Here is a 23,927-nt window from a genome sequence, read left to right as displayed (position 1 = left end):
CCCCCGTCTGTTCAACGTTTTTCCCTTGACAACTGGAGGCCAAATAAGCTATTTTGAATCCAATTTTAAGCAAATAGCAGTCAATTTTTTAGCAAAAAAAGTTTCCTGCAAATGGCTTAATAGATACGCCTGCCGGCTGCGGCTTTAAACAACGTTGCGGCAGGCATAAATAAGGAGGTGACCGAAAGTCAACCGGGAAACCGGAGTCAGCAACACACGGTTAATCCGCCGTTGCTCCCGCCAAAGACATGACATTCCGGGCGGAAAAGCTATGGCAGGATTGCCCAGGCCGGCATGATTCAAACCAGGCTTACGGGCCATATCAGGATCATGATGAGGCCGCTGCGAAAAAAAACCTGGCCGGATTCGGACAGGCAAGCGGCAGGCCATGCAAAACGCGTGGCAGGGTGTAATAAACCGTGGCTCGCCAACAAACGCTCGCGCTTGCAGCGCGATAAAAAAGAAGGGAAATGAACAATGAAAAACAAATTAACCGGCGGTTTTACATTAATTGAGCTGGTGGTCGTGATTGTGATCCTCGGCATATTGATGGCCGTCGCCATCCCGAAATATATTGATGTCACGGACAAGGCCAAACGTTCGGCCGACCGCGCACAACTCGCGGCGTTGCGCACTGTCACGCATTTGTTGTTTGCCAGCAATATCATAAGCGGCACTCAAATTGAATATACGGTAGGAACGGCTACCAACTCCGGTTATTGGCCGTCCGAAAGCAATATTTGGGGGCATGTGCAGAAAAGCAACGCCTGGCAATACTATACCACCACCGTCAGTTATGCCCAATCCAGCGGCGTGTGGTTGGTATCCGGCATGACCAACGAATAAATATGCCGTTGGCAAACAGTTGGTTTTGACGCGGGGGGGGGGAGATTTTGCCCCCTCGTGTCATTTCAGAATCACTCATCAGACGGGAGTAATTTTTCTGTGTCTTCATGTTTTTCATGCCCGTCGCGGTTGATTCAGCGCCATGATTAACCTCAAACTCACTTCCGGCCGCAGGGCGGGCATGGAATGCGGCGCCAGCGGCGCCAAGCTGGTCTTGCTGAGCAAGCGCGATTCCGCTTTTCAGGTTGAAAACATCTTCATTGAAAATTACCTTTTTGAGGCGCGGGTAAAAGGCAAAACTCTCGCCCCGCTTGATATTGTCCGCCGCCTTCTCATTCATAAAAATCTGGCCGGTTACCAGGTGGTCTTCACGGCCAGCGATGCCGTTAAAAGCTGCTTCACGATCCTGCCGAAAATGAGCAGGGCCGAGATGGAAGGCGCCATCCTGCTGCAGGCCAGGAAACTGCTTTCATGGGAAAGCGCTCATCCGCTCATGGCGCATATCAGTTCCGAATTTCTCGGCAACCATACCGGCAACCTGGTGGGATTGGCCGACTGGGCGGCCGTCAAACCCTGGGGCCGGCTGATTGAAGGCAGCGGCGGGGAAGTCAATGATCTCACCCTGGAAGCCTGCGCCTACCAGACCCTGGCGAGCAGGCAGGCCTGGGACCGCGAATCGCCGGTTTTTCTTGTGGCCGACATCGGCGCCGAATCCTCAAATTTTTATATTTTTGACCATCAAACCCCGCGCTTCATGCGGAAAGTGCCGACGGGCGGAGATGCCGTCACTAAAATGCTGTCCACGGAAATTTCAACGTCAGCCGGCCCGGTCCGGTTGACGGAAATTGAAGCCGAAGAAATGAAAATAACCGGATGCCTTCCGCAGTCCGGGGAAAAGAAACTTGAACACATTGACGCGCTGGTGCGCCCGGCGGTTGAACGCATTTCCTCGGAAATCGCGCGCTCCATCCAGTTTTACCGGGACAATGTCGGCCAGAAAGTGGATGCCGTCTATATCACGGGGGGCACATCCTGCCTGCCGGCGCTGAAAAAACACCTGGAATCCGCGCTGGTCCTGCTGCCGGTCAAAGTGATAGACCCGTTTGCCGGATTGAATTTTGCCGATACCGCCACCCGTAATTACGCCGAAAAAAACAAGGCGCGCCTGGCGCTGGCGGTCGGATTGGCGCTGACGGAAGCGCCGGCAATCAGTCTCATGCCTAAATCCGAAAAAATCATGAAACGATTTGCGGCATTCATGCCCGGCGTGGTGCTGGCCCTGTTACTGGCCGCTTTTCTGCCCCTGGCCGCGGGCGGGACATGCCAGGCCGTAAAAATTAAAAACACGCGCTCAACCATTACACAATACCAGACGCAAGCCCAACAGGCCGCCGATGATCGCCGGCATTTGGAAACGCTCCAACAACAGTTCCGGGTGGAGTCGGATCATTACGCCGCATTGCAGCGGCTGGTCGGCCGCGCTCCGCTCTGGCCGGGCATTTTCAATGCGCTGGCCGGCGCATTTTCCGGGAACATAGTCCTGACCCGTTTCAACACCGGTTTTGACCGGCAACATGCCCGGAGCGAATTCGGGCAGGCCAACCTCATTATCCTGCAAGGACATGTCCTGCCTTCCGCCGCCGGCTTTGATAACGAGCTCTCCAGGCTCCTTTCCGCGCTCAGCGCTTCGCCGTTTTTCAAAGAGGTTAATATTATCAACGCCCAATCCCATCCAACCGGAAACATGCTCGGTTCCTTTGAGATTCAATGTGAATTGATTTACTAGAAAGAGAAACATCGTGTTATTCATGTTCAGTCACACCAGGTCGCTCGTGGCCGCCGGTCTCGCCCTGCTGGCCGTGATCTGCGCCGGACTCTGGCTCCGGAATCGGACGATCGCCCTGAACGAATTGACGGAAACCACCCGCAACCTGCAAGCGCAAATAAGCGCCGGGCGGTCCGATCCGGTCCTGATCGCCAACTATGCCCGGCGGCTGGAAACCCTGCGGGCCGATATTGAAAAAATCACATCCAGGTTCGCCGGCCGGGATTATGAGGCGCACATGCTGGTGCGCGATGTCGTCAAGGCCGCCTCGCGCTCCGGCATGGAAATGACCAATACCTCAAGGCATGGCAAAAAAGCAATGGTTCTTTCCGCGCAAGACAAGGGGGTTGTCATAGATTCGTTATCGCACGCGATTACGTTGAAAGGGCCTTACGTCTCCATGGTTAAATTTCTGCAGAATCTGGCCGCCTGGAATATCGGCCACAAAATTGAGTCCATAGAAGTTACGGCCGCCGCGGACGGCGGGGCGGAAGACAAAATTGAAGTTGCGCTTGTGTTATCGGTTTTTCTGCTTGAATAAAAGAAAAGGATTGCGCTTTTACGCGCCCATCCTCCGGATGGCGCGTAAAAGCGCAATCCGGCCTTTGTTTTATTGGGAGGTCTGCATCCCCTTATAAAAGGCTGACTTGAAGACTAACGACAATTGGCTGACTGTCAACCGCGTGGATTTACAGGATAAATCCTATCCTGTTATCCTGTCCTTCTTTGTCCGCAAATTCTTTTCTGCGGATGGCAAAATGGTAACCGGAGCGATAACATGGAACAGAAACAACGGAATATAATCGCGTGGATTCTGCTGGCGGTGTCCCTGCCGCTGTTGATTTACCTGCTTGCAACCAGCATCCCCGGAATCAGGAAACGTCCGGCGGCGCCCGCCGCCGGACAAATCAGCGCCGCCAGCGCCGAAATCCCCTCCCCCATCGCAACAATTCAGCCGGCGGCGGCGCCGGAGCCGCCGATTGATCCGAAAATATCGGCTGAACAGCGGAGAATCGCGATGCTGCTGCCTGAAAACAATCCGTTCGGTTCCGCGCGTTCCAGCGTTGCCGCACCGCCGGAAATAAGCGACGAACCCGTCCTGCCCGCCGCGCCCGCGCCCGACATCAAATTGACCGCCATTGTATCGCGGGGAAGCGCGTCGCGGGCGGCGATGATCAACGGCCGCCTCATCGGCGAGGGCGAACGCATCGCGAACTGGACCGTTATCAAGGTAACCGAGCGGGAAGTGCTGTTGAAAGACGGCGGCCGGCAAATGATCCTCAGGCTGAAATGAGCAAGAAACATAGAATTCAGAATGAAGAAACATTTCAACGTCATGAATTTCATGCCATGAAAAAACATTCTGCATCCCGCCTGCTGCATCCCGCCTGCATCCGGCAGCCGCCGGAAGCCATTGCGGACAGGCCTGCATTTTCATCCGCCTTCAGCCTGATTGAATTAATTGCGGTCATTGCCATTGTCGGCGTTTTGATGATGGCGGCAATCATTAAATTCGGCGGCGCTGATTCCTGGAACGACCGTATCGCCGCCAATGAGATCCGATCGCACCTGGCCTATATCCGGAACATGGCCATGAACCACGAACGGGCCACGCGGGTTGTGTTCAATGTTGCCGCAAATAATTATACGGTCTGGATTGACACGACCGGGACGGGCAGCTTTGCGGCAGCCAGGGAGCCGGTAACCCGGCAAGACTGGATTGTTGATCTCGGGAAAAGGTTTTCCGGCGCCGCCCTGGACACGGTTGACATCAACGGCGGCGACACGCTTTATTTCAGCGAAACCAACGGCATGCCTTTTGACTCCGGTCTGGCGCCGCTGACCGCCGACGGCGTCATTACCTTGCATTCAGGTCTGATGGTTACGGTCGCGCCCGTTACCGGCTATGCCGACGTAATCGAGTAACAGAGATAGGCCCACGGAAAAAGAGAAGATGTTTCTCACAGAGCACACAGAGTTCACGGAGAAATTGCAAAAACAGGCAAACGCTTTCACTCTCATTGAACTCATCGTCGCCGTAACCGTCGCGGGCATTGCGATTCTGGCGCTGGCTACGGTGTTCCAGGAATCAATGCGGAACATGGAGCGACAGCGCGCGCTTCAATCGGCCAACCTGCTGGCCGAGGAATTGATGAATGAAATCCGGTCAAAAGAATTTTCCTCCACCAATTCATTCCCCACCAATTACCGCGTGAATTTTGACGACGTGGATGACTATACCAACCTGTTTGAGTCTCCGCCCAGAACGATTGAAGGGATATTAATCCCCGATTTTTCCGGTTTCAGCCGGCGGGTTATCGTAACGAACGTCTCCCCGTCCAATTTCAACCTTGCGACCAGCAATTCCGATTTCAAGCGCATCACGGTCGTGGTCAGCAACGCCGTGATTATCGTTTCCAACATGTCGGTGGTGGGGCGGATATGACTAACTTAAAGGCAGAGGTCAGAGATCAGAGGTCAGAGATAAGGCGGAAAAACTTCTGCCTTCTGCCTTCTGCCTTTCCTTCCGGCTTCACCCTCATTGAGCTGGCAATCAGCGTCGTCATCATGGCCATTGTCGCCGGCATCACCACCCATTACCTGGTCAGCGCCAGCCGGCTCTATACTCTCCTGCTGGCGCAGGAACAGGCCGACGGCAACCTCGCGGATGCCGTCGGCCGCATGCGGCGCGAAGCGCGCCTGCACGTTCAGACCATCTCCGCCGATTCAAACGTATGGATTTTCAGCAATACACATAACGCGACCACTACTTGCCGCTGGTCCGGCGCGGAAATCAAACTGAACGACAACCGCATGGCAACGGGCGTGGAACGGTTCGTTTTGAGCTATTATGACGCCACCAACGGGCCGTTGCAGCCCTTGCCGCTTACCACCGATTGCGCCCGCATCACGCGCGTGGCGCTGGATATAAAAGCGGCCAACAACATGGCGGATTCCGAGTTGAAGATCAATTTTTTTCTGCAGGAGAATATGCTGAAATGAACAGTATAAAAATATGAAGTCCGGATTCCCAGTTCCCAGTTTCCAATTCCTGCCCGCAATGGCTTCCGGCGGCTGCCGGATGCGGGCGGGTCGGCGCCCAAAGAGCGCCTGTTCCGGCATTGCCCTGATCGGCATCATCATGGTGATTGTCGTGCTGGGATTCCTCGGGGGCAGCGTACTCATGCTGACCACGTCCGGGTCCATGAAAAGCCTCCAGGCCCTGAACTGGAGCAAGGCGTTTTTTGCGGCCGAGAGCGGCATCAGTCTCGCTAGAACCTGCCTCTTCTCCACCAATCCTATCTACACCAATCTGCCCTGGACCGGCATGGTCGGCAGCGCGTCTTTTTCAGCCACAATTGAAACCAACGCCGGCAACAATGTCATTGTCAGCTCCATCGGAATCCAGGGTGATTCGCGCTGGACCAGCAAATGGCGCCTGCCCGCCGAAATTGCGGGCGGCGCGCTGGTGGTTTATCATGAAAAAGACGTGCATTCTCCACGTTATCGCACGTGGTCAAATACAAACGGATTAAGCACTAATGAACTGACTGCCCTCCAGGATCCAATGAACCGGGATGCGCAATGGTACAGGATTATGGCCAATCCCCTGCGGGATGAGTATCTGCTGGCCGTCCAGGATGAAGGAAGACGGATATCGGCTCAAACATGGATCAATGGAACTTGGGTTTCAAACACGCTCTTTACGGGGACGGCCCCGGCCGACTACGCCCGTGGATTTGATATCGCCTATGAACAGACAAGCGGACGGGGAATGATGGTCTACAGTGTCGGGACTGCAAACCCCCAGTATTGCATCTGGGACGCGAACAGATGGTCGAATCCGATTGCCATGGACGTCGGCGCCGGCGCCGCGGTTCAATGGATTCGCCTGGTCGCCAAGCCCGAATCCAATGAAATCATGTGCCTGGCGCGCTGGCGCACCACCAAAGGAAAAAAACGCAACTACAGCAGCGCTATTGTCTGGAACGGGTCGGCGTGGATTGACAATATCAGTCTGGAGGAAGATCTCAACTCCAAGATTGAGTGTGAAACCATGGATGCGACTTATTCCGCCAGCGGGGCGCTGGTCGTTTACATCGGCGACCCCTCCGCTGAAGGCGCATGGCAATACCTGAAATATCGCACTTATACAACCGGGTGGAGCCCGCAAAATGCAATGTCGGAAATATACGGCGGAACACCTTATTGGATCCGGGTGGAATACAGCGCCGATGGCGCGCTGGCCTATGCCGCGATCCTGCAAAGCGGACGGTCATTGGAGGGAACCGTCTGGAACGGGAGCGCATGGGGACCCTATACCCAGTTTTCCACCTCGCCTGTGATGGAGGACCCCGCCAAACGATGTTTTGACATCGCCTGGAGTTCCCGGACAAACATTTTAATGGTGGCATTTTGTCTTCAAAATGAAGATAAATATTCGTATTGGCTCTCAACGAACGGCACTGATTTTACGAACGGACTGATGCCGGCGGTCAATCATCCTCCAGCCTGGGGCTCGTGGGCGGCAAAATGGTGCGTGCTTAAGGCGGACCCTCTTTCCCCGGAATTCTTCCATCTTTCGTTGAACAAGGGGAGTCATGTGAACTTTCAAAGATGGGATGGCGCCGCGTGGACCAATTATCCCGAGCCGGAAGTCAACTCGGAACCCGATTATCTCTCAATTGACATGGCGTTCAGCCGTAACCCTGAACCGTAAACTCTGAATTTCTCATTGCGCCTGGCCGGTCATCGCCTGAGACATGTTCCAGACCGGCAGTAAAATAGCCAGGGCCAGGAAGAGCACCCCGCCGGCAATGACCAGCGTGATGATCGGTTCTATCATCGTCGTCAGGTTCTTCAGGGTGTATTTGATCTCCATGTCGTAAAAATCCACCACCTGCTCCAGCATGTCGTCCAGACTGCCCGTTTTTTCTCCGACGGCGATCAGGTTAGTCACCATCGGCGGGAAAACGGGCATGTCGTTAAAAAATCCGTCGGCGATGGTGCCGCCATCCTGGACGCTCTGTTTCACCTTCAGGAGCAATTCCTTGAAGTAAGTGTTGGCAATGACTTCGGACGCGACCTCCATCCCTTTCAGCGCGGGGATCCCGTTGCGCACCAGCATGGAAAAGATGCGGGCAAAACGGGAAATCATTATTTTGGTGTAAAGCGGGCCGATGATCTTCAGGTGGAATTTCATCTGGTCATATTTCAAGCGAATGGGTTTGATCCTCAAAAGATAAACAGCCGCCGCGGCCGCCGCGGCAATGACAATGAGAAACGCCGGCCAGTAAGCCTGAAAGACATTGTTGACGGCGATCAGGATGCGCGTGGGCAACGGCAGCGCGGCGGTGTATTTCTCAAAAAAAACGGCAAAGCGCGGCACAACAAACATGATCATCAGTATGGCCGCGGCAATCAGCGCGATCATCACCATCACCGGGTAACGCAAGGCCGACTTGATCGCGGTTTTTATTTCCAGTTCGCGCTCCATCCACACGGCAATGTTGGCCAGCGCCTGGACCAGGTCTCCGCCCGTCTCGCCGGAAATCACGATATTGATGTATTCCGGGGAAAAAACCCGCGGAAATTCAGCCAATGCCTCCGACAAACGTGAACCGCCCGTCAGACTGCGGCTCACCTGCGTAAGCACCTCCTTGAAAGCCGGCTTCTCAGTCTGGGCGCGCAGAATGTCAAAGGACTGCAGGATCGGGATGCCGGCTTTCAGCATGGCGCCCAACTGGCGGCTGAAAATGATCAAATCCTCATCCTTGATCCGGCCGGAAAAGAAACGCGCCGTCAAACCGGTCTTTTTCGCGGCCGCCGGTTGAATGGAAATCGGCACCAGGCGCTCCGCCGACAACTGCTGGTAGACGCCGCGGTCATCAACGGCATTGATCGTTCCCTCAACGACCCGGCCGCTCATATTACGGGCGCGGTACAAATAGGTCCGCATGGCAATTTTTAATCAGGCGGCTCACTTGACCGGCTTGAACCGCACTTTGTTGAAATCAATGCTTTCCACGACAAATTTGTAAACACTGCCGCCGGCCACCGCGGAAATAACCTCGCCGACCTTGACCGTCAGGCCGTTGACGGTCGCATAAAAGGTGTTTCCCTTTTTAACAACGCCGCCTATCCGCAGTATTTCAGCCGAATCCGGCGGTTGCCCGTTTTTTTTCTGTTCGCCCTCCGTTCCGGGCATATTATCCGAGGCAGCCGCGCCGGCGGACGCCGACGGGTAAAACCCGACCGGCCAGAACGGGTCGCGCGGGCGCACGCCGACTTCCAGGGCGGAAGCGCCGCCTTCTTCAACCGCTTCCTGGCCGTTCGTTGCCGGGAGAGCCGGCGCGGCGCGCTCAAGCCCGTTCGCCGCGGGCGAATTGCCCGCCAAAAACAACCAGCCGAAAAAAAGCAAAAGACCAGCCCCGCGTTTTTTCACGCGTGTTACGCCGCTCATTTTACGACCTCCATTAGAAAACCAGGCCGTTTGGCCGGATCCGACCAGACCAGCCATGAAACAATAAAACTGATTTCATGAACTTGAGGCGTATTTTCGCGCGCGGCGATATTTATGCCGGAGATTGAGCAGAGCGGGTTAACGCCGTGAATATTTTTCACCAGCCGCGCATAGTCATCCAACCCGGATTGGACCTGCACGCGAACGCGATACAGCCGGAATGTCTTGTTCGCCGGAGGAAGCTCCATAACGTTATTATCGGCGATGCTGACGATGACAGCGTCCGTGCCGTTGGTGCAGTTCCAAATGCTTTCCTCCATGCCCAGCAGATAATTGCCAAGCACCGGCAAAGGAATATTGGCGGCCAGGGATTTAACCGCCGTTTTTGCGCTTTCAATCTGGAGGGAGACTTCCGGCCGCAATTGTATAACCTTGCGCATCTCAAAGAGTTCCTGCCGCATTTCCTCCGTTTTGGCTGACATTTCCTTCCAGGAAGCAAGAGATGGCAAAATGAGGAACTGCAGCAGCAGGAACAAGGCCGCGCATCCGGCAATTGCCCCCAGAATAATATACTGCGTTCTTTTATCGCCGATATTCATTCTATTTTTTGCCGCGCTTGCGGGCGGGTTCCTCTTTTTTTATGGGCTGAAACAACTTCTGCGGCTTGAAGCGGCATTCAATGTCAAAAATCCTTATATCCTCTTGCGCGCCGGTCCTGACGGCCTCAAACTGTTTTACCTGAACGAGTTCCATGAATTCGCCGAAAGGGGGTTTTTCCTTCAGGTTTTTTTCAAACTCCTGCACATCCACTTCCGAATGCCCGCCGGCGGCCTTGCCCTGAAAATACAAACTCACAACGCGCGTCGGAACGTTGTCAACCGCGTTGATATTTTCGTTCCCCGTCATCTTCGTCAACTGAATATTGGAGGGCACGATTGACGGCAGGCCGGCCAACATTGACGGCCAATCCGAACGGGTGGCGGCCCAGCCGCCGATGGTGTTGGTTAAATCCTGCAGTCCGGTCAATTCCTGGCGAAGGTCATTGACCGCCCGGAAAATGTTTTCCGATTGTTTTTTCTCCTGCTCGGCGAAACGGAAAGACTGGGCGGCGGAACGCGCGCCCAATAAGACAAAACCGACAAAAGCCAGCAGCAGGAGCGCGGCAAAGGCCGCGGCGGCATTGAGAAGAAATTTACGGCTGATGCGGCTGATACTCCGCACCTCTGATTCCAGAAGCAAATTGACTGAAAGATTCATTTTTCCCCGAAAAAGCCGATGCCGGCGCCGATGGCGGCGCCCAGTTGTGAAGCGCGGCCGGCCAGGCTGTGCGCCGCTGCCTCCGAAGGAACAACGGCGGCTTTTAACGGATTCCATTGTTCAACTTCGGTTTCGGCGGCCCCCCGGAGGTCCTGGGCCAAAAGATGTGCCGCAGGCACGGAACCCGGGATGAAAATCCGCGAGACATGACAGTTTTCCCGCCGCTCCACGAAATGTTTGGAGATAACTATCTGCCTGATAAAAGAATCGCCGACTTCCTTAAGCATCTGCGAAATATCAAAGGATTGATCGGAGGCGACATTCCATGCCGTCTCCCGGTTAACGTTCAAACGGGTTTGAATGGCGTTCAATATATGGTCATGGCCAAATTCATATTTGCGGACTAAAACAAGCTCTTTTTTGTGGATAAACGCAAAAAAGGAAACCTTGTCCTCAATCTGGATAACGCCCGCCGATTCATCAGCGCAATTATCAAGGTAGCCCCTCATAAACGTATTGATGCCCGCCACACCCGCCAATTCCGCGGCAACCGGCACCGGCCAGCCGATCGCAAAGAAACCGAGATAATGCTGAAACTCGCTTTCAGGCAGGGCGATTGACAGCAGTTTAGTTTCCACGCGGCCATGACTATACCCCAGGACCTTGTAACCAATCCGGTAATCTCCGGCGCTGATCCCCATGTTTTCCCTGATCCTGGCCTCTGAACTGTCATCAAGATGGCCGGGAATGCTCAATAATTTAACCAGCGCATTGTTGCCCGGCAAACAGAGCGCCACACAGCGGCACGCCAGGTGCGCCGGCAGGCTGATTAACCGGCGCGCGGCGTTTTTAGCCGCAGACGCTTCGCCGTGAACAGGCGGCAAAACATCGGCCGCCACAAGCTGAACATTTCCGTTCAGGCGCCGCAGCCGCGCGCATTTGATTTCCGCCTGGCTGAAATCAATGGCGGCAATCTCCTGCGGGGTAACCCTTATTTTCAACCGGCTGATAAGGGCGTTGGCATTTAATAAGGCCATAAATTAAAAGCAGTCAGGAGACAGAAGTCAGTAGTCAGAATTATATGAGAAAGGCTAATATCTTCCGCTTTCTGGCTTCTGACTTCTGTCTCCTGACTTTTGGCTACTGACTTCTGATTGTGTCATTCTTCAATCGCAATCGCCTCCACCGGACAATTGTCGGCCGCTTCCCGGCAGGCATCCAAAACTTTCGCCGGAACTTCCGCCGCAATGACCTTGGCCGTGGAATCATCCATCGCAAATACTTCGGGACAGGTATCAACACACAACCCGCATCCCGTGCACAGATCAGCATCTATTTTTACTTTCATTTTTTTGCCTCCTCCTCCTGGTATTTATTCGCTTTCATAAGCGGAATTTGCATTTCCCGGCCGTTTTCCTGGGCCGAGAGATACGCCGCGTAAAGCGCGCCGACCGTATCCGCCGCCAGGACAAGATTGCCCTGCGGCTCCCGATCATGGACAAGGCACTCTATGAAATCCTGCAGTTCCTGCAGGTAACCGTTCATCCAGTTCTCATCGGGAGCGGGGAAACTCCAGCCCTGCTTCGTGCCCAGTTTTTCATTAAGATACACTTTCTCAAGCTGTTTTTCAACAGGATTATAAAGGACATTGGCGTCAATGGGATTGATATTACAACGCATGCGATGATTGTTGCAATAAATTTCAAGCCAATTGTGCACCCCGCCCATCACCAGCTCGCACGAAAATACGTCCGCCACCATGCCGTCCTCAAAAACAACATGGACTTGGACAAAATCCTCAATATCCTTGTAATCAGTCCGCAAATGGCTGGCGTCAACAAAATTAGGATTGCGCGTTATTTCATGGGTCCGGCAGCTCACCGTGGCCGGCCGGATCGGACGCCCCAGGCGCGCCTGCCCTTCCACTTGTTTCAAATAGAGCGCCGCCGTCAAAGGGTGGCACCCCTTCCCGACCAGCGAGCCTCCGCCGGAAAGACGCCAGTCGCCGTAGGCGGAGCTGGCGCTGCCGCTGTGGCTTTCTTCGCCGTGAATCCACAGAATCTGCCCCTGCGTGGCGCGCAAAATCTCCGCCTCTTTCCGGACCGCGGGCGCATAAACCCAGTTTTCGGCGTACATAATCCTGATCCCCGCCCGGCGGGCCGCGTCCGCCATGCGCCGGACTGAAGCCATCGCTTCTTCAAGCAGAAGTTTTTTGTCCGCCTTGTTTCCCCGCCAATCTTCGGCCCCCGGCCCGTAAGCGCCGGTGAAAGGCTTTTCAACGATCACGTGGCGCTTCAATTCGGCCGCGCGCAGGCAGAGCGGCTCGTGCAAAGCGCCGGGAACGCACAAATCCACCGCGTCAACCGCCCGAACCATCTCGTCGTAGCTCGCAAAGGCTTTCAAGCCGTTCTTCCGCGCGAACGCCTCGCGGCTTTTCCGCGATTTTGAATACACACCGATTACCTCGGCGCCGATGCCGGCCAGTGCCCGGTATGAAGCCAGATGGAAAGCGGCGGCAAAACGCGCGCCGGCGATCCCAATCTTGATTTTTTCCCGAATCATTATTTTCCTCCCAATGCGGGCTATGCCCGCAACCCAAATAAAAGAAAAATGTTTCGCACAAAGACCACAGAGTTCATAGAGAAATATTTCTTTTCGCCGAAGGCGAAAGCAAACATTTTTTCCGTGTTCTCAACACGCTCTGAGAGAGGATGTTTTCCTGTTTTTCTTTGCCGTTCCGTAAGTTTAAGTTACTCCATGTTGATCTTCCGCCAGCACAAAGTCAATCTGGCGCTTGTCAAAATCAACCCTGACCGGCATCACTTTCACGCGGCTCCCGGCGCCGTATTTCTTTTTATGCGCGCACAATTCCTCGCGCCGGGGATCATAGCGCACAAATTCCCTTGAAATCGTGGAAACGCGCACCAAGCCCTGCAATTGCAGTTTCGTCAGTTCAACAAACATGCCGAAATTCCTGACGTGGACCACGACGGCGTCGTGAATTTCAGGTTTGCGGCGCGCAATCTGCTGTTCCAGAAACCTGTATTTTTTTATCTCAATCAGGGCTTTTTCCGCCTCGTCGGCGGCCTGTTCGGCGCGCGAACAGGATAAGCTTAAACCGGCCAGTTCGCCGGGCCGGTACGGGTTCGCGCGGCCGGCCAGCATGGCCGCCAGAACGCGGTGGACAACTAAGTCGGGATAACGGCGGATCGGCGAGGTAAAATGGGCGTAATATTTCTTGGCCAACCCGTAATGGCCGAACGTTTCCGGCGAATAAACCGCGCGTTTCATGCTCTTCAACACCGCCAGCTTGGCGTCATATTCAAAGGGATGGCCGATGATCTTTTCAAGAAAATCCGCCATGTTTTTCCGTTTGGAAAGGTCGCCGGGATGAAAACCGATTTCCGCAAGCTGGGTGGCAAGCGCCTCAATTTTCCTGGCATCCGGAGGCTCATGCACCCGCCGGACAAGGCAAAAGCCCTTTTCACTCAGCGCGCGGTCCACCGCCTCGTTGGCGGCGATCATGCATTCTTCAATCAACTGGTGGGAAACATCGCTGAGAGTCTGGCGAATATCCTCTATCATGCCGTTCTTGCCCATGAAAATTTCGTATTCCGGCATATCCAGATTCAACGCGTATTGCGAAAAACGGCGCCGGCGCATCTGCTGGGCAAGATTATGGCACCCCAACAGCAGATCGCGCGACTGCCTGTCAATATCCACCGAATGCCGGTGCGGGCTTTGAAGGGCATCCAAAGCCTGCCCGTAGGTCAGCCGCAAACGCGAACGGATTATGCTCCGGCAAAAATCGGCCTTTAACGGCGCGCCGGCGGCGTCAAAAGTCATGAGAACCGAAAAGGCGAATTTGTCTTCGCCCGGCCTGAGGCTGCAAAGCCCATTGGAAATTTCCTCGGGCAGCATCGGCAGAACCAGATCCGGGAAATAAACGCTGTTGCCCCGCAGGCGGGCCTCCTTGTCCAGGGCGCTGTTCGGCCGGACGAAATGGGAAACGTCGGCAATATGCACCCCGAGAACGCGGTTGCCGTCCGGGCCGGTTTCCAGCGAAATAGCGTCGTCATAATCGCGCGCCGTGGCCGGGTCAACGGTGAAAATATGTTTTCCGCGGAAATCGTTCCGCGGACCTGGTTCTTTCAGCAGTTCCGCGCAGCGGGCGGCCTCATTCAGGATTTCCGGCCGGAAACGATCCGGCAGATTATACTGCCGGATAATGACGGCGGTGTCATGGGAAGGATTATTTTCCGGACCGATGACGTCAATGATTTCCGCCTCCGGGTTGACATGGCGGTTGGCCCAGGACACAAACCGCACCACAACCCGGTCGTTGACCCGCGCCTTGCCGGGGCCGGGCACGTAAAAATCCCTTTCGTAAACCGGGTCAATCGGAACGACGTAAAAAAACCGGCCGGTGGCGCGCAAAGTGCCGACAATGTTTCCCGGAGAACGTTCCAGGATGCGGATCACCTTTCCGGCGCGGCGCAATCCCCATTTTATCCCCTCCGTATCCTTGACCAGCCGCACCACCACCAGGTCATGCGGCAGAGCCGTGCCCAAATTGCCGCGGGAAACAAAAACTTCGCCGCCTCCCTTTTGTTCCGAATCTTCGGAAATGGCCCGCGGCGTGACGACGCCGTCGCCGGAGCGGCGCACTTCCAGTTCGCCGGTTACCAGGCCGGCCGGGGACCCGCACCCGTAATGGTTCTGATGCACACGGACAATCAGGCCTTCCCGGACCATGGCATTCAGCAGTTTGACCAGCAGCTTGCGTTCTTTTCCGCGCACCGCCAGCTTTGCGGCGATTTGTTTTTCGTTCAGCGGCTGGTTTTCACGGCGGAGAACGTCCGCCGCCTTGTTTCTGAATTCTTCCGCAAATAATTTTGTTTTTTTCATTTCTTTCAGCCGCGCGCGGTTCTCTATCCTATTCCAAACGAATCAAATCCGCCCGCCGCGCTCTCCAATATTTCCTCGCAGTCTGTCACGCGGGCCGCGGGCGGCCCGTGCCGGCACCAGGCCGCCAAACTTCCGGCGGCCTCTTCCCCGCCTTCCGCCACCACTTCCACGGTGCCGTCGGCATTGTTCCGCACAAACCCTTTCAAGCCCAGCCGTTCCGCCTCTTCACGGCAGTAATAACGGAAACAGACCCCCTGCACAAGCCCGGAAATTTTAAGGTGAACTCTGACAGACATAAATCAACGAGTTTATAAAACGTTGAAACCGGAAATTTGAAATTGGGAATATAAAACCAGCTTCAGCGCTAATTTCCAGTTTCCAACCGCACTTCCCGCATTTTCCTGACCGAATTGCAGAGGAATATCCGCCGGCATTGCGGCAGCATGTTAATTTTGATCACCTCTTCCCTTATCGCGCCTTTCCGCAGAAGCCATTGCCGGTATGTGCCCGGCAACAATCCGCAATTCACCGGCGGGGTCAGCTTTTCGCCGCCAAGCTCAACAATGATATTGGCCGCGCAGAATTCCGTCGCTTCCCCCTTTTCATTCCAGAGAATGACTTCGTCATATCCCGGGCGCGCCGCCCGGGCCTCGTCGTAAACCTTCCGGTGAGTGGTCTTATGGTAAAGGAAAACGTTCCCGGATGCAACCGGATGTTTCGCCAGGCAAACCTTCGGCCTGGCGGAGCTTCCCGGCTCAAACGGCGAATCTTCCAGCGAAAATTCCCCGCTTCGGCGTAACCGCAAGCGCACCCGCCGGCCGCGGCCGGGGCCGGTTTTTTTGTTTCCGCGCGGACAGCGGGCGGAAAAAATCAACGCCAGCGCGGCGAGGGCGGCGCGAATTTTCTTTTCATGGAAAGGAAACGCGAAATAGGCGGCCGAGGCTTTTAATCTTGCCAGATGCAAATCCGGCAGGAAATAATTTTCTTCCGGCGTCCAAAGAAGAGTCTCCAGCAGTTCAAAGTCCGGGGAAGGCGAGCAAATCACTTTTGTTTTCACGGCGCACTCGTCATATTCGGCATGATCCGCCGAATCCCAGACAATGCCGCCCCCCACCCCGTATTCCGCCCGGCCAAGCCGCCGGTCAACCAGCGCTGTCCGGATGGCAACGTTAAACTGCGCCCGCCGGCCGGGGGCCAGGAACCCGATACAGCCGGTATAAATGCGCCGCGGGGTCGTCTCCAGTTCCGCGATGATCCGCGTGGTCTGCACTTTCGGCGCGCCGGTGATTGAAGCGGGCGGGAAAAGGGCGCGGAAAATATCAGCCAGCCCCGCGGAGGTGCGCGCCCTGACGGACGAAGTCATCTGCCAGACCGTGTCATATTTTTCAACCGCATAAAGATTAAACGCTTTCACCGTGTTCCTATCGGCGATCCGGCCGAGATCATTGCGCACCATGTCCACGATCATCACGTTTTCCGCCCGGTCTTTTTGAGAAAAATAAAGCCGGCGGGCCTGCGCCAGGTCGTCCGGCAACAGGCGGCCGCGCGGCAGAGTGCCTTTCATCGGCCTGGAAATTATCAGCTTGCCGTCCAGGCTGAAAAACAATTCCGGCGAAAACGAGCAAACCGCAAAACGCCCGGTTCCGACAAACGCGGCATAGGGAACGTTCTGCCGCCCGGCGATCCGAAGGAAAAAGGACAGGGCATCCCCCCTGAAAGGCGCGCGCAGGCGGTAGGAATAATTAACCTGGTAAGTCGCGCCGCGGAAAATAAAGGTTTTGATTTTCCGCAAGGCGACCTTGTATTCCTCCTTCGCCACCGAGCTTTTCCATGCGGGCGCCCGCCCTGCGGAACTTTTCACGGCCGGAAGAACAAACGGCTCGGCCTTCCGGAACAAACCGAACCAGAGCAGGGGAAAATCCCGGGCGGGCCTGAATTTAAAGGCCGGGTCAAAAGCCGCGCCGGCCTCATAAGAAACAAAACCGGCGGCGTACAGCTTTTTCGCCGCCACTTCTTTTTCAATATGCTCCAGGACGGGAATGACTTCCCCCGGCCCGGCGGCGCTGAAAATTTCAAGCGGCTTTTGGAAGCGCAGCCATTGCCCTTTTTCCGTCCGGCAGATTACGATTTGATTTTTCCCGCCGCTCATGATTGTTGCCACACCATGCCGGCATCATATAACGGCAACGGGCAGGAATGGCAAGCCATAAAAAAAATCGCGGCAGGAATGCTTTTCCCCTCCTTTTCAACCTTCTCGCCGGTGTCTTTTTTATCTTGAGTCAATTCGCGCTGAATTTTCCCGCCGGAAAAACCTTGCAATTCAAGCCGGCGGGGATTACAAATATCCGCGGTAATTCCCCCCCCCCTGATCCGGCCCGGAGACATGCGGCGGAACGGGACTGTTGCGCAATCGGAGAAAAAAATTGAAATACGCATCCATTCTGATTGCAATGCTCTTTTTTCTGATCGCGGCGGGCCGTTCCGACAACCGGCCGCTGGAGAAGGAGAAACTGACAAATGCCGGCCAATTCACCCTTTCCGGCCAAAAGCCGAAAATTGCGATTGGAGACCTGGAAGTTGAATTAGCGCCGGAATGGGCATGGACCATCCGAGGGGCATCCTACAAAGGCATGCCCATGATCACGCCTACCGGTTACAACGGCTCGGTGATCAACGCCTGGACCGATCCGCAGGGAGTTACACATAAATGGATCGGCACGGGCCATGGCGGAGAAATCATCAAGGAAATCATCCTGAAAGTGGACAACCGGGACTACCCCCTGACCCGGGAAGGACAAATATGCCGGCCGGACAATTTCAGCGTCAGAGGAAAAAGCTTTGCGCTGGCCAAAAAATCCATTATCGGCCCGTATGCGTGCGATATCCTGCTGGAATTCGCCGGCGATCGCATAGATGAAACCGCCCGTTTTCACCGCGTTGCGGACGAAGCCGCGCTGTCATTGTTTTATGTGTTCATGCATTGCCTGTCCAACGACACGGACCAATGGATAACCGAAGTGGACGGAAAAATTCTAAAGGGCAGTTTTAAGGACGACAACTCATTCACTCTGAAAAAAGATATCCGCTGGGCCGGCATCTATTCCAGCAAAACCGGGAGCGGGCTGGCCTATGTTTATCCGGAAATTTACAAGGGGGCCCGCAATTGCAATCAATTCTGGAACCGGCCCCGCGACAACAAACTGTATTTTGACGCGCAAGCGGATAAGAAAGAGAAGGATTTTACTTTTTCCGTGTCGTTGGTCTTTTTCCAGTCACCGGAGAAAGAATGGCAAAAAAAGACGGAAAGCATATTGAGCGAACGATTCAAGATCCGGGCCGCTCTTTCCGAAAATGCCGCCGCGAACGAAAAAGCGCGGTAGCAAAGCTTGTGCCGGCATTAGCGGCTAAAAAAACCGGGGGAAACAGGCCGGCGCGTGTTTTTCCGCCATGACTTATTACAACCCGAACATACGCATCATCATCATTGGCCGTAAATTTCTGAGAACATGGCGCAGCAATGATTTTGCGGTTTCTTTCTGGCGGATGTACTGGAACAGCCGGTCCGGCGCAACAATCTCTCTCGGCCCGCAAACCGTCAAGCTGACGCCGAAGCGGATTATCCTCGTGCCGCCCAACACCGGAATCAACCAGCGGCTGGCTCACGGCGCGCCGCCTCATTTCTATACGCACTTCTTCGCGGACGCGCCCTATGCGCAACTGAACTCCAAAATTTATACATTCAAGGCCGGGCCGGAAATACTGAGCATTCTGAAATCGTTCCCCTTGAAAGACGACCCGATCACCGCCGTAAGGCCAACCATGGCTGTCCACGGCCTGGTTATCTCCCTCCTGGCGCGGATACCGGATACGGAACTTAAAACGTCGCGCGCTTCATTGCGGCTGTCTGAAAACATGTCCTTTATTGAAACGCACGTCCAGCAGTCGGTTTCCAACCGGGAAATAGCCCGGCATCTCGGCATGAGCGTCAACAGCATGCTCCGCTGTTATCACCGCGAACTGGGAATAACCCCGCAGGCTTATTTGCGGCAAAAACGCATTGAAAGGGCCTGCGCGCTTCTCCATGATCAGCGCCAGAGCATAAAGCAGGTAGCGGAAAAAACCGGATTCTGCGACCGGTATTATTTTACCCGCACATTTAAAAAACTGCAGGGCGTTACGCCCTCCCAATACCAGCGTCAGTTGAAATAACGCCCGCCCGCAAGCGGTTCAGTGCAACTCAATTTTTCTTCCGCAACCCGATCGCATTCAGCAGGGCAGCCAGCAAAAGCGGCAGCGTGAAGGCCAGGCAGGCCAGGGCGAAAAGATCGCCGTGGCGGGTGTAAAAGGAAAGCGGCATATTTTCCGCCTCAAATTCCGCTTCGCACCGCATAATCTGCGGCTCATAGACGCCGGCGCCGGCCGGTTTTAAGGCCGAACGGATGAAGCCAAAACGGTCAATATAACAGGTTACGCCCGTATTGGCGGCGCGCAGACAAGCCACCCGGTTCTCAACACAGCGGAAGACGCAATGGACCATGTGCTGGCGCGAAGCCCATGAAGGGTCAAACCAGGCGTCATTGGTCTGGTTGATCAACAGCCGCGCTCCGGCCAGAACAGCCGCGCGCGCCAGGCAAGGAAAAATATCTTCAAAACAGATCAGGACCGCAAATGCCCGCCCTTTCTCTTTCAACCGGAAAACAACGGTTTCCGCGCCGGGCGTGAAATCCTCCTCAATCCCGGTAATGGACCGCAGGAAAGGAAAAAAACGGGCCAACGGCACGTATTCCCCGCAAATCACCAGATGACGCTTGATATAAACCTGCGGCGGTTCATCTCCGGGAATAAAAAGGAAAGAGCTGTTATAATAATTCGTTTTCCCGGAAAGCATCTCGTAATCCATGGAACCGGCCAGCAATGGAACGCCGTGCCGCAGGGTTTCATTGGCCGCCGCGCGGCTTGCCTCGCCATACCGCAGGAAATCAGGCAGAGCGGTTTCGGGCCAGACAATCAGGCCGGGCGGCGCCGGACGGCCCGCCGCCGCGGCGGATTTTTTCAGGCGGCGGTAAATATCTTCGGCCCAGTTTTCCGACCATTTATACTGCTGGGGCACATTTAACTGCACGGAGGCCGTCCTGATTTTGTCCACCGGTCCGCCGGCCCTTCCCGCCTCCAGGCGCCGCAAACCGTATCCCAGAACCAGGGAAATGATCAAAACAAACGGAACGATAATTCCCGCGGCCTGAAGAACGCCTTTTCCGCGGTTAAAAACAAGGAGAACAACCGCCGCATTCGCCATCGCAATCAGGTAAGAAACCAGGTAAACACCGCCCCAATCGGCGCATTGAATGAGGGGCAGGCAGGCATGCTGGCTGACGCCCAGCAGATTCCACGGAAATCCGGTCAAAATGCGGGTCCGGACATATTCCAGCGCGACCCAGACGGCGGGAATGCCGAAGAGAAGGATCATATAGACGCCGAAAACTTCCAACATCCAACGCTGAACTTTTCCGCCAGAGTCGGACAACTTTGAACACAAATCCCTCCGTTCAAAATCGGAAGCTGAATGTTGAATGTTGAATATTTTAAAAGTCCCGCGCCACCAGGAAACAATCGCCGCAAAAACGGCGAAATAGAGCGAGCAGTAAAGCGCGACAAAAATCCAGCCGAAGAAGGAAACTTTCGCCAGCCAGAAAATACCCGCCAGCCAAAAAACCGCCCCGGCCAGCAGGCCGCATGAAAAAGATTCGGCCGGTTTGGAGACAAAACAGATATAAATCAACGGCGCCGGCGCCAGCCAGGCAAGCGGAAAAAATTCAAAAGGCGGAAAGGAAAGGAAAAGCAGTATCCCGCTTAAAAACGCAGCGGCGATTTTTTGTGAAGCGTCTCTCGTGAAGCGTGAAGCGTTTTTTTGTTCATTCTGACTTCTTTCTTCGTCTTCCACTTTGTGCCTTTGCCCCTTTGTGCCTCTGTGCCTTTTTTACCCTCCGCAGCACTTCTTGAATTTTTTCCCGCTCCCGCACGGACACGGGTCGTTCCGGCCCACCTTGGCGGACTCGCGCCTGACGGTTGCCGGCGCCATGCCGCCCCCTTCCGGCCGGCCTAGCCCCGGGCCGCCGCGGCCCATGGCCGCCGGCAGAGCAGCCCCGCCGCCGAGCGCAGAAACTTCCTGGTGCACGAGTTTGTGGGGGATGGAGACAACCAGCTTCTGATAGGCCGCGAGGGAGGTGGTTGCGCGGAACATCCTGGCAACAATTTCATTCTTAATCTCGCCCATCAGGGTCGCAAACATGTTAAAAGCCTCGCGCTTGTATTCAACGAGTGGGTCCTGCTGCCCGTAGGCGCGCAAACCGACCGCCTGGCGCAGACTGTCCATGGCACGCAGATAATCCTGCCAATGGCTGTCAATGGAATGTAAAATAATGTAACGTTCCAGCTCGGGCAGGCTTTTCTGGTCTTCAATCTCGCTCTTCAGCTCATAGGCGCGTTTGACCCGGTCAAAAATCATTTGAAACGCCTTTTCCGCGGAAATATCCTTCGCGTTAAAATCATCGGTTTTCATCCCGACCGGGAAAGTGGTATTGACCCACGACACAAACTCATGCAGCGTGTTCTGGCCGCGTTCCTGGAACGCCTCCTGCGCGCGATTTTCAATTATTTCGGCGACAATGTCAAAGAGATGTTCCCGGACGTTTTCCGCCCTGACCACGGCGCCGCGAAAAGTGTAAATGACCTCCCGCTGTTTGTTCATAACGTCGTCATATTGAAGAGTCCGGCGGCGGATGGAATAATTGTGCTGTTCCACGCGCCGCTGGGCGGTTTCAATGGAGCGGTTCAGCCAGGGATGCTCAAGCTGCTGGCCTTCCTCAATACCCATGCGGCTCATGATGTTGGCGATCCGCTCCGAGCCGAAAAGGCGCATGAGGTCGTCTTCCAGAGAAACGTAAAAACGCGACGATCCGGGGTCGCCCTGACGCGCGCAACGGCCGCGCAGCTGACGGTCAATGCGCCGCGCCTCGTGGCGTTCCGTGCCGATTACATGCAAACCGCATGGCTTTTCGCGCAGAATATCCACCAATTTCCGGCCGTTATGCTTGTCGTCAAGCTTCAGGCCGGACTCAATGACATCCTTCGCCAAATGCACGACGCCGGCCCCCAGCTTGATGTCCGTGCCCCGGCCGGCCATGTTCGTGGCGATGGTAACGGCCCCGGGCTGGCCGGCGCGCATGACGATTTCCGCCTCGCGCTCGTGGTTCTTGGCGTTCAGAACATTATGGGTAATTCCCTCGCGCTTGAGCATGCGGCTGAGCAGTTCGGAGGTATCCACCGCAACCGTGCCCACCAGGACGGGCTGGCCGGTTCGGCAGCAGGCGGAAATCTCGTCAACGATCGCCTTGAACTTCTCGCGGCGCGTGCGGTAGATAAGATCGTTCGTGTCAACCCGGCGCACGGGGCGGTTGGTGGGAATCGCGACCACGTCCAGATGATAAATATCGTTGAATTCATTGGCCTCGGTCATGGCCGTTCCGGTCATGCCGGCAAGCTTTTTATACATCCGGAAATAATTCTGAATGGTGATCGTCGCCAGGGTCTGCGTTTCGCGCTCAATAGACACGCCTTCCTTGGCCTCAATGGCCTGGTGCAGGCCGTCGCTCCAGCGCCGGCCGGGAAGAATACGGCCGGTGAACTCGTCCACGATCAGGACCTGGTTGTTCTGCACGACGTATTCCACGTCCTTTTCATAAAGGCAGTAAGCCCGGATCAACTGGTCAACATTGTGAATGCGCTCGCTTTTTACCGCGAAAGCTTGCTGGATGGCGGATCGCTTTTCATGCTTCTGTTGCGGACTCAGGGAACTATCCCCCTCAATGTCGCTGAAAGGCGCGGCCAGGTCGGGCAGAACGTAGGCGTCGGGATCGGAGGGGCTCATGGTCGCGCATCCCATTTCCGTAAGCGTGGCGTCATGGCCGCGCTCGTCAATGGTGAAGTAAAGCTCCTCGCGCAAAGCGCGCGCCTGTTCCTTGCGCATGTCCGTCAGAAAGGCGCTTTCAATCTGCTCAAGCTGTTTGCGGATGCCGCCGTCTTCAAGCATGTGCAGCAACTGCTTGTTCTTCGGCATGCCGTGCCGCACCTGGTAAAGGCGGTATTGCGCCTTTTCAATCTCTTTCCTGTCCAGAAACTCGCGGGACTCCTGCATGAAAACATTGCAGAGATCGCGCTGTTTCCGCACCAGGCGCTCAACGAGCGGCTTCATCTCGTTGTATTGATGGCTGGAAACCGGCGCGGGCCCCGAGATGATCAGCGGAGTGCGCGCCTCGTCAATAAGGATGCTGTCAATTTCATCGACGATCGCGAAAAAATGCCCGCGCTGGACGACGTCCGCAGCGTTGTAGGCCATACCGTTATCGCGCAGATAATCAAAGCCGAACTCGCTGTTGGTGCCGTAGGTAATGTCGCAGGCGTACTGCCTGCGACGTTCCTCGCGGTCCATCTGGTTCTGAATGCAGCCGACCGTCAGGCCCAGGTATTGATACACCGTGCCCATCCATTGGGAATCGCGCCGCGCCAGATAATCGTTGACCGTTACCAGGTGGACGTTTTCACCGGCCAGCGCGTTGAGGTAAAGCGGCA

At 55.3% G+C, this 23,927-nt stretch carries 23 protein-coding genes; 10 read left to right on the top strand and 13 right to left on the bottom strand.

The window, feature by feature from the left end; translation table 11 throughout:
* The first annotated feature begins 477 nt into the window (after window positions 1-477).
* The 8 genes from PHP98_08095 to PHP98_08060 all read left to right on the top strand — a co-directional run bounded on the left by PHP98_08095 (window position 478) and on the right by PHP98_08060 (window position 7,391).
* Window positions 478-846, top strand: coding sequence for a prepilin-type N-terminal cleavage/methylation domain-containing protein (locus tag PHP98_08095; GenBank protein ID MDD5483596.1), 369 nt, complete (start codon window positions 478-480; stop codon window positions 844-846).
* Between the two features lie 142 nt (window positions 847-988).
* Window positions 989-2,632, top strand: coding sequence for a pilus assembly protein PilM (gene pilM / locus PHP98_08090; protein MDD5483595.1), 1,644 nt, complete (start codon window positions 989-991; stop codon window positions 2,630-2,632).
* 13 nt (window positions 2,633-2,645) lie between these two features.
* Window positions 2,646-3,212 carry a hypothetical protein gene (locus tag PHP98_08085; GenBank protein MDD5483594.1) on the top strand — a complete coding sequence of 189 codons (567 nt, stop codon included), beginning with the start codon at window positions 2,646-2,648 and terminating at the stop codon, window positions 3,210-3,212.
* 237 nt (window positions 3,213-3,449) lie between these two features.
* Entirely contained in the window at window positions 3,450-3,965 is a 516-nt protein-coding gene (locus tag PHP98_08080; GenBank protein ID MDD5483593.1) for a hypothetical protein, read from the top strand.
* Window positions 3,966-4,021: 56 nt separating this feature from the next.
* Window positions 4,022-4,597 carry a type II secretion system protein gene (locus tag PHP98_08075; GenBank protein ID MDD5483592.1) on the top strand — a complete coding sequence of 192 codons (576 nt, stop codon included), beginning with the start codon at window positions 4,022-4,024 and terminating at the stop codon, window positions 4,595-4,597.
* Window positions 4,598-4,661: 64 nt separating this feature from the next.
* Window positions 4,662-5,117, top strand: a complete 456-nt coding sequence (locus PHP98_08070; protein ID MDD5483591.1) for a type II secretion system protein — start codon at window positions 4,662-4,664, stop codon at window positions 5,115-5,117.
* Complete coding sequence (locus PHP98_08065) at window positions 5,114-5,674, top strand: prepilin-type N-terminal cleavage/methylation domain-containing protein (GenBank protein MDD5483590.1); 561 nt, start codon at window positions 5,114-5,116, stop codon at window positions 5,672-5,674. The genes PHP98_08070 and PHP98_08065 overlap by 4 nt, the downstream gene beginning before the upstream one ends.
* A 79-nt stretch (window positions 5,675-5,753) precedes the next feature.
* Complete coding sequence (locus PHP98_08060; protein ID MDD5483589.1) at window positions 5,754-7,391, top strand: hypothetical protein; 1,638 nt, start codon at window positions 5,754-5,756, stop codon at window positions 7,389-7,391.
* A 12-nt stretch (window positions 7,392-7,403) separates the two neighbouring features.
* On the opposite strand, the gene PHP98_08055 is transcribed toward PHP98_08060, so the two are convergent.
* The 11 genes from PHP98_08055 to PHP98_08005 form a co-directional block, all read right to left on the bottom strand.
* Entirely contained in the window at window positions 7,404-8,630 is a 1,227-nt protein-coding gene (locus tag PHP98_08055) for a type II secretion system F family protein (protein ID MDD5483588.1), read from the bottom strand.
* A gap of 21 nt (window positions 8,631-8,651) precedes the next feature.
* Window positions 8,652-9,134: a hypothetical protein gene (locus PHP98_08050; protein MDD5483587.1), complete on the bottom strand. Its 483-nt coding sequence runs from the start codon at window positions 9,132-9,134 to the stop codon at window positions 8,652-8,654.
* The gene (locus PHP98_08045; protein MDD5483586.1) at window positions 9,131-9,733 is read right to left on the bottom strand and encodes a hypothetical protein; all 603 of its coding nucleotides are present in this window, start codon (window positions 9,731-9,733) and stop codon (window positions 9,131-9,133) included. Before PHP98_08045 ends, PHP98_08050 begins: the two co-directional genes overlap by 4 nt.
* 1 nt (window position 9,734) lies before the next feature.
* The gene (locus PHP98_08040) at window positions 9,735-10,391 is read right to left on the bottom strand and encodes a hypothetical protein (GenBank protein ID MDD5483585.1); all 657 of its coding nucleotides are present in this window, start codon (window positions 10,389-10,391) and stop codon (window positions 9,735-9,737) included.
* Window positions 10,388-11,428 carry a hypothetical protein gene (locus tag PHP98_08035; GenBank protein ID MDD5483584.1) on the bottom strand — a complete coding sequence of 347 codons (1,041 nt, stop codon included), beginning with the start codon at window positions 11,426-11,428 and terminating at the stop codon, window positions 10,388-10,390. Before PHP98_08035 ends, PHP98_08040 begins: the two co-directional genes overlap by 4 nt.
* 122 nt (window positions 11,429-11,550) lie before the next feature.
* Entirely contained in the window at window positions 11,551-11,739 is a 189-nt protein-coding gene (locus PHP98_08030) for a ferredoxin (GenBank protein ID MDD5483583.1), read from the bottom strand.
* Complete coding sequence (locus PHP98_08025) at window positions 11,736-12,953, bottom strand: Gfo/Idh/MocA family oxidoreductase (protein ID MDD5483582.1); 1,218 nt, start codon at window positions 12,951-12,953, stop codon at window positions 11,736-11,738. The genes PHP98_08030 and PHP98_08025 overlap by 4 nt, the downstream gene beginning before the upstream one ends.
* A 183-nt stretch (window positions 12,954-13,136) precedes the next feature.
* On the bottom strand, window positions 13,137-15,299 hold the full coding sequence (locus PHP98_08020) for a VacB/RNase II family 3'-5' exoribonuclease (protein MDD5483581.1): 2,163 nt from the start codon (window positions 15,297-15,299) through the stop codon (window positions 13,137-13,139).
* A gap of 23 nt (window positions 15,300-15,322) precedes the next feature.
* Window positions 15,323-15,595 (bottom strand): acylphosphatase, encoded by a 273-nt coding sequence (locus tag PHP98_08015; GenBank protein MDD5483580.1) that lies wholly within the window; start codon window positions 15,593-15,595, stop codon window positions 15,323-15,325.
* Window positions 15,596-15,663: 68 nt separating this feature from the next.
* On the bottom strand, window positions 15,664-17,448 hold the full coding sequence (locus tag PHP98_08010) for a chorismate-binding protein (protein MDD5483579.1): 1,785 nt from the start codon (window positions 17,446-17,448) through the stop codon (window positions 15,664-15,666).
* Window positions 17,445-17,618: a hypothetical protein gene (locus PHP98_08005; GenBank protein ID MDD5483578.1), complete on the bottom strand. Its 174-nt coding sequence runs from the start codon at window positions 17,616-17,618 to the stop codon at window positions 17,445-17,447. Before PHP98_08005 ends, PHP98_08010 begins: the two co-directional genes overlap by 4 nt.
* Before the next feature lie 104 nt (window positions 17,619-17,722).
* Between PHP98_08005 and PHP98_08000 the strand changes: the two genes are divergently transcribed.
* Complete coding sequence (locus tag PHP98_08000; protein ID MDD5483577.1) at window positions 17,723-18,679, top strand: hypothetical protein; 957 nt, start codon at window positions 17,723-17,725, stop codon at window positions 18,677-18,679.
* Between the two features lie 67 nt (window positions 18,680-18,746).
* Window positions 18,747-19,508 carry an AraC family transcriptional regulator gene (locus PHP98_07995; GenBank protein ID MDD5483576.1) on the top strand — a complete coding sequence of 254 codons (762 nt, stop codon included), beginning with the start codon at window positions 18,747-18,749 and terminating at the stop codon, window positions 19,506-19,508.
* A gap of 28 nt (window positions 19,509-19,536) precedes the next feature.
* On the opposite strand, the gene lnt is transcribed toward PHP98_07995, so the two are convergent.
* Together lnt and secA are read right to left on the bottom strand one after the other, a co-directional pair.
* Entirely contained in the window at window positions 19,537-21,240 is a 1,704-nt protein-coding gene (gene lnt, locus PHP98_07990) for an apolipoprotein N-acyltransferase (protein MDD5483575.1), read from the bottom strand.
* Window positions 21,241-21,276: 36 nt separating this feature from the next.
* Window positions 21,277-23,927, bottom strand: a 2,651-nt coding sequence (secA, locus tag PHP98_07985) for a preprotein translocase subunit SecA (protein ID MDD5483574.1), incomplete at its 5' end; no start/stop codon positions are given.

The sequence above is a fragment of the Kiritimatiellia bacterium genome, from assembly GCA_028715905.1.
Classification (GTDB): domain Bacteria; phylum Verrucomicrobiota; class Kiritimatiellia; order JAAZAB01; family JAAZAB01; genus JAQUQV01.
The sequence above is the reverse complement of the archived record's forward strand: the minus strand, read 5'-3'. Positions and strand labels throughout refer to the sequence as shown.

Coding starts and splice junctions, on each gene's coding strand:
- PHP98_08060 (MDD5483589.1), top strand. CDS start 5,754: ATGCGGGCGGGTCGGCGCCCAAAGAGCGCCTGTTCCGGCATTGCCCTG.
- PHP98_08010 (MDD5483579.1), bottom strand. CDS start 17,448: ATGAGCGGCGGGAAAAATCAAATCGTAATCTGCCGGACGGAAAAAGGG.
- PHP98_08095 (MDD5483596.1), top strand. CDS start 478: ATGAAAAACAAATTAACCGGCGGTTTTACATTAATTGAGCTGGTGGTC.
- PHP98_08030 (MDD5483583.1), bottom strand. CDS start 11,739: ATGAAAGTAAAAATAGATGCTGATCTGTGCACGGGATGCGGGTTGTGT.
- PHP98_08020 (MDD5483581.1), bottom strand. CDS start 15,299: ATGAAAAAAACAAAATTATTTGCGGAAGAATTCAGAAACAAGGCGGCG.
- PHP98_08015 (MDD5483580.1), bottom strand. CDS start 15,595: ATGTCTGTCAGAGTTCACCTTAAAATTTCCGGGCTTGTGCAGGGGGTC.
- PHP98_08025 (MDD5483582.1), bottom strand. CDS start 12,953: ATGATTCGGGAAAAAATCAAGATTGGGATCGCCGGCGCGCGTTTTGCC.
- PHP98_08075 (MDD5483592.1), top strand. CDS start 4,022: ATGAAAAAACATTCTGCATCCCGCCTGCTGCATCCCGCCTGCATCCGG.
- PHP98_08040 (MDD5483585.1), bottom strand. CDS start 10,391: ATGAATCTTTCAGTCAATTTGCTTCTGGAATCAGAGGTGCGGAGTATC.
- PHP98_08065 (MDD5483590.1), top strand. CDS start 5,114: ATGACTAACTTAAAGGCAGAGGTCAGAGATCAGAGGTCAGAGATAAGG.
- PHP98_08045 (MDD5483586.1), bottom strand. CDS start 9,733: ATGAATATCGGCGATAAAAGAACGCAGTATATTATTCTGGGGGCAATT.
- PHP98_08055 (MDD5483588.1), bottom strand. CDS start 8,630: ATGCGGACCTATTTGTACCGCGCCCGTAATATGAGCGGCCGGGTCGTT.
- PHP98_08080 (MDD5483593.1), top strand. CDS start 3,450: ATGGAACAGAAACAACGGAATATAATCGCGTGGATTCTGCTGGCGGTG.
- PHP98_08050 (MDD5483587.1), bottom strand. CDS start 9,134: ATGAGCGGCGTAACACGCGTGAAAAAACGCGGGGCTGGTCTTTTGCTT.
- PHP98_08035 (MDD5483584.1), bottom strand. CDS start 11,428: ATGGCCTTATTAAATGCCAACGCCCTTATCAGCCGGTTGAAAATAAGG.
- PHP98_07995 (MDD5483576.1), top strand. CDS start 18,747: ATGACTTATTACAACCCGAACATACGCATCATCATCATTGGCCGTAAA.
- pilM (MDD5483595.1), top strand. CDS start 989: ATGATTAACCTCAAACTCACTTCCGGCCGCAGGGCGGGCATGGAATGC.